The organism is Mesorhizobium sp. WSM4816, assembly GCF_055811535.1.
The window spans coordinates 1-9858 of record NZ_JBVVQR010000068.1 but is presented as its reverse complement, the minus strand read 5'-3'; the positions used below and the strand labels follow the sequence as shown (position 1 = coordinate 9858).

Below are 9858 nucleotides of genomic sequence, written 5' to 3'. Positions count from 1 at the left end.
GCGACATCGATGGCGTGAACCACCACGAAAGCGCAAATTTCAGTCCATGCCGAAGCTATCTTAGCGCATATGCCCACTTGGGGGAGATCGGCAGCTTCGCGGACAGCGTCCGCAAGGTTGGTGATTGGCGAAATCAGTGATGAAGCCAATCTCCCTCCTTGTGGGGGAGATGTCCGGCAGGACAGAGGGGGGCGCTGTCCCTCCGCGATCAAAGGTCCTGCACCGCAGCAGTGCTCCAAGGTAAGGGCATGGATCCTGGGGTCTGCGCGGCGTCGCTTCGCTCCTTGCTTCGCCCCAGGATGACGAAGGCATGGGACCCTGCGGCTAATCTCAAATCTTGGAGATTGGCGGCTGTGGCCCGGCGGCGATCGCGAACGGGGAGATTGCGAACGGCGAAATTGCGGGCGGTGGAGAAAGAAGATGAAGCACTGCAGTGGTCCGGCGCGCTTTTTCAGCGCGACTTGATGACGCTGTCGGTATTGGCCAACAGCTTGCGCACCGCGTTGCGTGCCGCATCCGGCCGCTGCAGGCGGATGTTCCTTTCGATCGCCTCGTGCAGCTTCTGCGCGTGCTGCAGATCGTCCAGTTCCCGCGTCGTATAGGCGAACAGATGATCGAACGCCGATTCGATCAGCACGCCGAGCGGCACCAGGAGGTCGTTGCCGGAGGCGCGCAGGATCGCCAGATGAAAACGGGTGTCGGCACGGGTCCGCTCCTGCAGCGTCGCCGCCGCGCCCATCTCCCCGCAGGCCCGGCTGATCTCGGCCATCTGCTCGTCTGTGCGCCGCATCGCGGCAAACGCGGTCGCTTCCGGCTCGATGATGTGGCGGAACTCCTGCACCGTCTTCAGGAACACCTCGCGGTCGGGCGAGGTCGCGTACCAGGCCAGCACGTCGCGGTCGAGCAGGTTCCAGCGCTCTTTCGGCTCGACCCAGCTGCCGATCTTGGGGCGTGAGGCCAAAAGGCTCTTGGCCATCAGCATCTTGATCGCTTCGCGCACCGCCGAGCGGCTGACGTCGAAGGTTTCGGACCATTTGGCTTCGTTGGGCAGGATGGTTCCCGGCGGATAGTCGCCGCGCACGATCCTGAGACCGATTTCGTTGGCTAGCGACGCATGCACGCTCGCCCCAGGCATACGCGCCGTATCGGCACGGCGAACGACAGCCGGGCGCTCGGCCGACGCCGCCCTGGCCGGTGTTTTTCCCTTATTCGGCTTGCCGTCCCGCATGCGTTCACAAAGTCCGGATTCCGAAAGCTGTCAAGCACCGCAACAGCCTCGGGCGGCAAAGCCTGCTTCTGTGCACAGATCAGCCGGGATGCGTCGGCCTCGTCACGCCGTCCTGACGTATTTCCGCCAGCTGTGTTCCGGGCGGAAGCCGAGCATATCCCGCGCCTTGCGGTTCGAAAGCAGCGTCTCGTATTCGCCGAGCTCACCCTTGACCGGCACGCCGGGATAAAACCGCTTCAACAGTTCGGCCGTCGGCAGGTCGGACGAGGTGTCGTCATTGGCGGCGTTGAACACCTGATAGCCGAGCCCGTCCGTCTCGATGGCGCGCAGCGTGATCTGGCCGAGGTCGCGCGCGTCAATATAGCTCCAGGCGATCCGCTTGCGGAAACCTGGATCGGCGAACCATTTCGGGAATAGCGAATATTCATGCGGCTCGATGACGTTGCCGATGCGCAAGGCGTAGATGTCGATGCCGCTGCGCAGCGCGAAGGCGCGCGCCGTCTTCTCGTTGACGATCTTCGACAGCGCATAGCTGTCCATTGGATCGACGTCGTAGTCCTCGTCGAGCGGGAAATGTGTCGGGTCGCGCGGCTCGTTGGCGAAGACCAGCCCATAGGTCGTCTCGCTGGAGGCGATCACCACCTTGCGGATGCCGAGTTTTGCCGCCGCCTCGATGACATTGTAGGTGCCGAGCGCGTTGATGCGGAACACCTCGTTGTCGGGCGTGATCATGATGCGCGGGATCGCCGCGAAATGCACTACGGCATCGACCGGCTGCGCGCGCAGCGACGGGTCGAATTCATGCAGGCCCATATAGCTCGACAGCGCATTGAACACCTGCCCGCTGTCGGTGATATCGGTGATCAAGGTGCGCACCTTGGGATTGTCGAGCGGCTTGGTGTCGATGTTGAGCACCTGGCAGCCCTGCTCGACCAGATACTGCACGACATGACGCCCGGCCTTGCCGCTGCCGCCGGTGAACATGATCCGCTTCGTCATTTTGCTCTCCACATTCTCCAGGTTTCATGTGTATTGTCAGACAATATCGAACTCTGCAATCGTCTGCCAACCGCTTGCGGCAAAAACCCGCTTCAACAATTCGCCTGCCGAAGTGCGGCGCCGTCATCGAGACCGCAACACAGGATTACACGCCATGAACACCACCGCCGCGCGCGAAAAGATCGGCTTCATCGGCCTTGGCCTGATGGGACACGGGATCGCCAAGAACATCGTCGACAAGGGCTATTCCCTGACGTTTCTCGGCCGCAAGAACCGCGCACCGGCGCAAGACATGCTCGACCGCGGTGCGAAGGAAGCCGCAACCTCGCGCGAGGTGGCAGCGGCATCCGATATCGTCTTCATCTGCGTCACCGGCTCGCGCGAGGTCGAGGCCGTCATCCGCGGGCCGGGCGGCCTCAAGGAGGGCTTGAACAAGGGTTCGGTGGTCGTTGATTGCTCGACCTCCGACCCGACCTCGACGGTGGCGCTTGCCGCCGAACTCAAGGGGCTCGGCGTCGACTATGTCGATGCCCCGCTCAGCCGCACGCCGAAGGAGGCCTGGGAAGGCACGCTCGACGCCATGGTCGGTGCATCCGACGCGGTCTTTGCCCGGCTGAAGCCCGTGCTCGACACCTGGGCCGGACGCATCGTCCATATCGGTGACACCGGCGACGGCCACCGCATGAAGCTGCTCAACAATTTCATCTCGCTGGGCTATGCGGCGATCTATTCCGAGGCGCTGGCGCTGGCCGAAAAGGTCGGCATCTCGCCGCCGCGCTTCGACAGCGTCATCCGCAACGGCCGCATGGATTGCGGCTTCTACCAGACTTTTATGCGCTGGACGCTTGAAGGCGACCGCGACGCGCACAAATTCACCATCGCCAACGCCTTCAAGGACCTCACCTATCTCGAATCGATGGCCGGTGCCGCCGGCATCGCCAACCCGCTCGGCAATGCCACCAAGAACGCCTTCGCCGGCGCATTCGCCGCTGGGCCCGCCGATCAATATGTGCCGATGCTGGCGACGCATATCGGCAAGGTCAACGGCGTCGATTTGACGCCGACGAAGGATGGGAAGAAACAGACGATTTGAGGCGATCGGCTCGCTGTATCTGGTCAAAGTTGGCGCTGCCCCTCATCCGGCTGCCGCCACCTTCTCCCCGTGGAAAACGGGGAGAAGGGACAAGCTCCAGCCGCTAATGGCGGCAACCTGCACCCATATCAGTCGTCGGCAATGACGATGCAGACTACCTCTTTTTGAGGGGTTTCCCGATCGCCGTCTCACTGTCATCGTTCGAGGAGAAGGTGCGGGAATAAACAAGAATTTTGAGGCGACCCATGACGCAAGAGCGTGAACCTACGCTTGACGATCTCCTGAGCGAGCCGATCATCCTGACGGTCATGGCAATCTACGGTCATACTGCAGATGACGTCCGACATCTAATACACCAAGTGGGCGCTCGGGAAACGCCATCAATGCTTCAGAAGCCCTCTTCGATGGCTCACGCGCCCCAGCGGATTTCCAGTCCCGCCTTGACGGCCACTTGATGGCGGATCGGTTGGTGACAGTGGCTTTTCCACGGGACGTCGTTGAGAACCGCGATCCATGTCAATCGGCGTTTAGGCGTGACATCCGCGACAGCAGATCGCCCAGGAAACGCAAACAGGTCAGGTTTCTCTATCCCAGACCCAGTCCGCCGGCAGCCAGCGAAAGCCATTGCCCTCCTTCACGACATGGCCGACGCCCGGGAACGGATAGTGGTAGCCGGTAACGAGAAGCCGATCGTGAGTCGCGCGGTCCAGCAGGGATTTGCGCGTCTTGACGCCGAGTTCGCGATCATGGTCCCAAATCATCTGCCAATCCGGGTGATCGAACGCGAAGTGGATATTGGCGAGGGCATCGCCTGTGACCAACATCGTAACGCCGCCCGACGCCACTAACATCGACATATGCCCGGGTGTGTGGCCCGGCGTGTCAAGCGCCATCACTCCTGAAACAATTTCGGTCCCACCCTTCACTGGGCGAAGCCGGTCGCCGAGGGTCGCGAACGTCTTCTGTAACGCTGGCACGCCGGGGGCGGCCCAATCCGGAACCTTCGAGGCGGCATCGGGCGAATTCCAGAGATCGAGTTCTGTCTCTGAAAGTACCACCTCGGCCTTGGAGAAGCCTTCGCTAACGGCAGCCTCAAGTCCTCCGACGTGGTCCCCATGGCAATGGGTGAGAACGATCACATCAATGTCGGCCGGCGCGACGCCAGCATTCTGCAGAGATTTGGCCAAACGACCGGCGGTCGGCGCCCAATCCTGTGCAGGTCCGACGCCAGTGTCGATCAGAACGAGTTTCTCGGCGCTACCGACCAGTAGTGGATTGGCCTGGAGCTGGAAGATGTCGGCAGTCATATAATGTGCATCGAAATAGACCTTTCGCGCGGCCGGTTCTGCGTTCGTCGCGATACTGTTCATCGGCAAATGGAACACGCCGTCGCAAACCGGAGCGATCCGAAACTCACCGAGCTTGAAGCTGTAGAAGCCGGGGGCCTCGGCGGGCAAATCCGAGCCGGCCGCCGCAGCATGCTCCGGTCTCGCGAGGCCGGCGGTTGCCACCCCGAGAGCTGCTGATGTCAGAAATCTGCGCCTGTCAATGTCTGGCATTGGGGGTCTCCTTCGCCATATGGCCCCCCAGAACCCCGCTCGCGTGGAGCTTAATTGTACCACAGCATCGGGGACGGAGCGATCCGCAAATGACGACTTCCGACGCCATGAGTTGCCGTTCGTCCAAGGCGGCGCGAATGAATGGTCATGGCGCAACTGAGCCCATGACGAACAGCGGAACGACAACCGAAATTCGGTCGAAACTTTGCTGGGGTCGGATTGTGCGAGGTTCAGACTTCCCTAGTCTCAAAGAGCATTAGCTCCACTCCGCCATCTGCAAAATTGCCAAGATCAGCCGCCGTGGCTCGACCCTCGGGGGACGCTAAGGCCGCTTGAATATCCGCAACGGAATCGAAGTAGAGCGTAGCAACAAGATGATAGCCTGAGGCCCCACCCGGCGAATGGACGCCGCCATCGCTGATTTCGTATTTCCTCAAGCCGGGAATGGCTTTGGCCAGAGGAATGTGGGTCGAAACATAGTAACGGTCAAAGGCGGCCACGTCTTTCGGAGTCTTGTAGAGTGCGACAAGTCTGGCCATGCTCCCCCTTTCAACCGACACTCACCGCCAGCTTTGCGCAAAAGGATACTCCTCAGCAAGAGTGCTGGCAAATGGGGTCGTTCCTCGCTCTGAGGAGGTCAACGAAGCATATGGGGTTTCAGGCCAGACGTGAGTCTTCCAAGTCGCCGCTCCCTGGCCGTTCAGAGCGATTGCGTTTGACCTTACCGCCGCGACCGCCCGATAACCTCGTCGGTGTTGGCGAGCAGTCGGTGCACCGCGGTGCGGGCTGCCGCCGGCCGCCGGAGGCGGATGTTCTTCTCGATCGCCTCATGCAGCGCCTGCGCCCGAGGCTGGTCGCTGGTTTCGCGCGTGACGAAAACGAAGAGATGATCGAGCGCCGATTCGATCAGCACGCCGAGCGGCACCAGGAGGTCGTTACCGGAGGCGCGCAGGATGGCCAGGTGAAAACGCGTATCGGCGCGGGTGCGCTCCGGCAGCGTCGCCGCCTCGCCCATCTCCCGGCAGGCCTGGCTGATCTCGGCCATCTGCTCGTCGCTGCGCCGGATCGCCGCAAAGGCGCTGGCTTCCGGCTCGATGATGTGACGGAACTCCTGGACCGTGCGCAGGAACATTTCGCGATCTGGCGCCGTCGCATACCAGGCCAGCACGTCGCGATCGAGCAGGTTCCAGCGCTCTTTCGGCTCGACCCAGCTGCCGATCTTGGGACGTGAGGCCAGCAGGCTCTTGGCCATCAGCATCTTGATCGCTTCGCGCACCGCCGAGCGGCTGACGTCGAAGGTTTCGGACCATTTGGCTTCGTTGGGCAGGATGGTTCCCGGCGGATAGTCGCCGCGCACGATCCTGAGGCCGATCTCGTTGGCCAGCGACGCATGCACGCTCGATCCGGGGATCAGCGCCGCGTCGGTCCGGCGGGCGCCGGCCGGGCGGGCGACCGGCGGCTTGACCTTGGCCCGTGCCTTGACCTTGGCCCGTGCCTTGACCGTAGCCCGTCCCTTGACCGTGATAAGTCGCTTTTTCGATCTGGCGTCCGACATCCATGTTCCCCGGCACAGGCTGAACTCAAGGCGCGGCAAAGCAGGAGCGGTTCGCCCCAGCCACGTCACCTCGTAGATTTTCGTGAACCGGCGTGACGGGGCGCCCGTCGAGCGGACGCCCCGAAAATGCGAACCTACTTCTGGATGCAGGTATCGACCGTATCCTTGGTGCACTCGTCGAGACCGGTGAAGACCGGATCGGCGACAGGCTTGCCTTCGACCAGGTCGATCATCACCGAGGGCGCCTTGTAGCCCATCTCGAACGGCCGCTGGCCGACCAATGCGGTCACCAGGCCCTCCTTGGCAATGGCCACTTCGTCGCCGATCGTATCGGCAGCGCCGATGACGAACTCGTTCTTGGCGATCTTGTCGGCCATCGGCTTGAACAGGTCGCGATAGGGCTGCGGCGCGCCGAACAGCGGCCAGCCGCCCATGATGCCGAAGGCGTCGAGGTCGGGATTGGCGGCGAGGATATCGGTCATCGCCTGCACGCCCTTGGCGCCGTCGTCATTGGTGAACACCGGGCAGCCGGCGACCTCGGTCCAGCCGCCCTCGCCCTTGAGCGCCGGGAGATCCTTCTGGCCTGAAAGCGCGTCGCGCATGCCCTGGGCGCGGCGCAGGATGTTGTCAGCCGCCGGATTGCCTTCAATGGTGCAGATCTTGCCACCATCGGGCTTGCCCTTCTTGATGTACTCGCCGATCTTGTAGCCCATCAGGTAGTTGTCGGTGCCGAGATAGGTCTTGCGCAGCCCCGCATCTTCCTTGCTGAGGTCGGCGTCGAGCGTCATGATCGGGATCGACGGATTGGCGCTCTTGATCGTCTGCGCGATCAGCGGTGCGTTGGACGGCGAAATCGCCATCGCCACCGTGTCCGGCTTGCTCAGCATGTCCTGGACGATCTGGGCTTCGCCGGCTTCGTCCGAGGTCGATGCCGGACCGGTGTAGAAGCACTCATACTCCGAGTCGGCGTTTTCCTTGTTCCATTTCTGGCAACCCTGGTTGATGGCCTCGAAGAACGGATTGTCGAGCCCTTTCACCACGATGACGAGCTGTTTCTTGGCCAAAGCCGGCCCGGCGCCCAGCGCCAGCATGGCGACGGCAGCGAGCAATAGTGACTTCCTCATTTCAGTCCTCCCTTGAAACAGACGGACACGGCGTGCCCGCCACACAGACCAGCCCGGATGCGCGATGACAGAGGTTCGTTTCGCGAGCGCTCGTGTCGTCAAGCCGGGCCGATAAGAATTTCCAGATGCGGTTGCAGGCCAGCGCGATAGGGACGCTGCCAGATCCTCGACCGATAAACCTCCGCCTGCTCAGCCCCGGCGAACCGGGGCAGGAGATCGGCATAATCTCCTCCGACGCCTAGCTAATATCGGCTTGCGACGAACGTCAATTGCTATTTGTCCTACAAAACGGATTTTTCGAAAGAAGCCGCTGTTGACGGCAAGGGGGCATATGCGTAAATGGGCGAAAGCGCGGTTCCCGGGAGGAGCTGGGAAGAGCGAGGCCGCGGCAGGATCGCAGGCCGAAAGCACGGAGGAAGCAGACTGGTGCCGGTTCTCGAACTCGCCAACATCTCAAAACATTTCGGCGCCATCCAGGCCGTCAACGACGTTTCGCTGTCGATCGAGGCCGGACAGGTGGTCGGGCTGATGGGCGACAACGGCGCCGGCAAGTCGACGCTGGTCAAGATGATCGCCGGCAATTTCCGCCCGAGCCATGGCACGATGCAGATGGACGGCAAGGAGCTGATCCTGCACAAGCCGGTGGAGGCGCGCCAGCACGGCATCGAGATCGTCCATCAGGATCTGGCGTTGTGCAACAATCTGACGGCCGCCGCCAATGTCTATCTCGGCCGCGAGCTGCGCCGCGGCGTCGGACCGTTTCGCATCCTCGACTACGCCGCGATGTACAAGCGCGCCGGCCAGATCTTTGCCGTGCTGAAATCCGAAACCCGCCCGCGCGATCTGGTCAAGCAGATGTCGGGCGGCCAGCGCCAGGCGGTGGCGATCGCCCGCACCATGCTTTCGCAGGCCAAGATCGTGCTGATGGACGAGCCGACGGCGGCGATCTCGGTCCGGCAGGTCGCCGAGGTGCTGAACCTGATCCGCCATTTGCGCGACCAGGGCATTGCCGTCGTGCTGATCAGCCACCGCATGCCCGACGTCTTTGACGTTGCCGACCGCGTCATCGTCATGCGACGCGGCCGCAAGGTCGCCGACAAGACGATCGCGTCGAGTTCGCCCGAGGAAGTCACCGGGCTCATCACCGGCGCCATCGAACAGGTTTGATGCCAGCCGGTTTCACCACGCAAGCAGATAAAGGTCGACGATGGCAGTAACTCTTGACCAGACGATCGCGCAGAAACAGCACACTTTGCTGACCAGGGTGTTTGCCAGCCAGACCTTCTGGGTGGTGATCGCGGTCATCCTCGCCTGCCTGTTCCTGTCCGTCGCCACCGATTCCTTCGCCACGACGAAGAACCTCTACAACATCACCCGCAACATCACCTTCGTCGCCATCGTCGCGCTCGGCATGACCTTCGTCATCATCACCGGCGGCATCGACCTGTCGGTCGGCTCGGTGCTTTGCCTGAGTTCGATGGTGCTCGCCGTGACCATGCATGCCGGCTACGGCATCGAGGTCGGCATTGCCGCTGCGATCGCGACGGCGCTGATCATCGGCGCCTTCAACGGCATCCTGATCGCCTATCTCGGGTTTCCGCCCTTCGTGGTGACGCTCGGCATGCTGTCGATCGCGCGCAGCCTCGCCATGGTCGCCTCCAACAACACCGTCGTCTTCCAGTTCGGGCCCGACCACGACAAGCTTCTGGCGCTGGGCGGCGGCGCCTTTGTGTTCGGCATCGCCAATCCGGTGCTCTACATGATCGTGCTGGCGCTGATCACCGGCTTCGTCCTGCGCTGGACGAAATTCGGCCGGCACATCTTCGCCATCGGCGGCAACGAGCATGCGGCGACGCTGACCGGCGTTCCGGTGCGCCAGATCAAGGTCGCGGTCTACATGATCTCGGCGCTGGCAGCGGGCCTTGCCGGCATCATCCAGACCGGCTGGCTGGGCGCCGTCACCACCAATCTCGGCAACGGTATGGAGCTTCAGGTCATCGCCGCCACCGTCATCGGCGGCGCCAACCTGGCCGGCGGCATGGGCACGGCCTTTGGCGCCGTCGTCGGCGCAGCGCTGATCGAAGTGATCCGCAACAGCCTCGGCCTGCTCGGCATCAACGCCTTCTGGCAGGGGGTGTTCATCGGCGGTGCCATTCTGATGGCGGTCCTGTTCGACCGGCTCCGCAATTTCCGGCGCAACGAGTGACGTTCAAGCCCAAACGTCCCCTTCTCCCCTTGTGAGGCCTTTGCACAGAATCGGATTGATGATTCCGGGGGTAAGGAAGAGAGGGAGATGATTC

9 protein-coding genes are annotated in these 9858 nt (G+C 62.4%); 3 read left to right on the top strand and 6 right to left on the bottom strand.

Features of this window, described 5'->3' with window-relative positions; all coding sequences use genetic code 11:
- Positions 1 to 451: 451 nt before the first annotated feature.
- Complete coding sequence (locus AC0L3H_RS32400) at positions 452 to 1228, bottom strand: FadR/GntR family transcriptional regulator (protein ID WP_473588187.1); 777 nt, start codon at positions 1226 to 1228, stop codon at positions 452 to 454.
- 102 nt (positions 1229 to 1330) lie between these two features.
- Positions 1331 to 2227 (bottom strand): NAD-dependent epimerase/dehydratase family protein, encoded by an 897-nt coding sequence (locus AC0L3H_RS32395; RefSeq protein WP_473516499.1) that lies wholly within the window; start codon positions 2225 to 2227, stop codon positions 1331 to 1333.
- 154 nt (positions 2228 to 2381) lie between these two features.
- On the opposite strand from AC0L3H_RS32395, the gene AC0L3H_RS32390 reads away from it, so the two are divergent.
- Positions 2382 to 3320: an NAD(P)-dependent oxidoreductase gene (locus tag AC0L3H_RS32390; protein WP_473588186.1), complete on the top strand. Its 939-nt coding sequence runs from the start codon at positions 2382 to 2384 to the stop codon at positions 3318 to 3320.
- A gap of 575 nt (positions 3321 to 3895) precedes the next feature.
- Here the strand turns inward: AC0L3H_RS32390 and AC0L3H_RS32385 are convergent.
- The 4 genes from AC0L3H_RS32385 to AC0L3H_RS32370 all read right to left on the bottom strand — a co-directional run bounded on the left by AC0L3H_RS32385 (position 3896) and on the right by AC0L3H_RS32370 (position 7558).
- Positions 3896 to 4879: an MBL fold metallo-hydrolase gene (locus AC0L3H_RS32385; protein ID WP_473588185.1), complete on the bottom strand. Its 984-nt coding sequence runs from the start codon at positions 4877 to 4879 to the stop codon at positions 3896 to 3898.
- 230 nt (positions 4880 to 5109) lie between these two features.
- Positions 5110 to 5418 carry an EthD family reductase gene (locus tag AC0L3H_RS32380; RefSeq protein ID WP_023798648.1) on the bottom strand — a complete coding sequence of 103 codons (309 nt, stop codon included), beginning with the start codon at positions 5416 to 5418 and terminating at the stop codon, positions 5110 to 5112.
- Between the two features lie 182 nt (positions 5419 to 5600).
- Positions 5601 to 6434 carry a FadR/GntR family transcriptional regulator gene (locus AC0L3H_RS32375; RefSeq protein ID WP_473493724.1) on the bottom strand — a complete coding sequence of 278 codons (834 nt, stop codon included), beginning with the start codon at positions 6432 to 6434 and terminating at the stop codon, positions 5601 to 5603.
- 134 nt (positions 6435 to 6568) lie between these two features.
- Positions 6569 to 7558, bottom strand: coding sequence for a sugar-binding protein (locus AC0L3H_RS32370; RefSeq protein WP_091599170.1), 990 nt, complete (start codon positions 7556 to 7558; stop codon positions 6569 to 6571).
- A gap of 426 nt (positions 7559 to 7984) precedes the next feature.
- On the opposite strand from AC0L3H_RS32370, the gene AC0L3H_RS32365 reads away from it, so the two are divergent.
- Together AC0L3H_RS32365 and AC0L3H_RS32360 are read left to right on the top strand one after the other, a co-directional pair.
- A complete protein-coding gene (locus AC0L3H_RS32365; protein ID WP_027154335.1) occupies positions 7985 to 8725 on the top strand; it encodes an ATP-binding cassette domain-containing protein in 741 nt (246 codons plus the stop codon).
- A gap of 40 nt (positions 8726 to 8765) precedes the next feature.
- A complete protein-coding gene (locus AC0L3H_RS32360) occupies positions 8766 to 9764 on the top strand; it encodes an ABC transporter permease (protein WP_473588184.1) in 999 nt (332 codons plus the stop codon).
- The last annotated feature ends 94 nt before the right edge of the window (positions 9765 to 9858 follow it).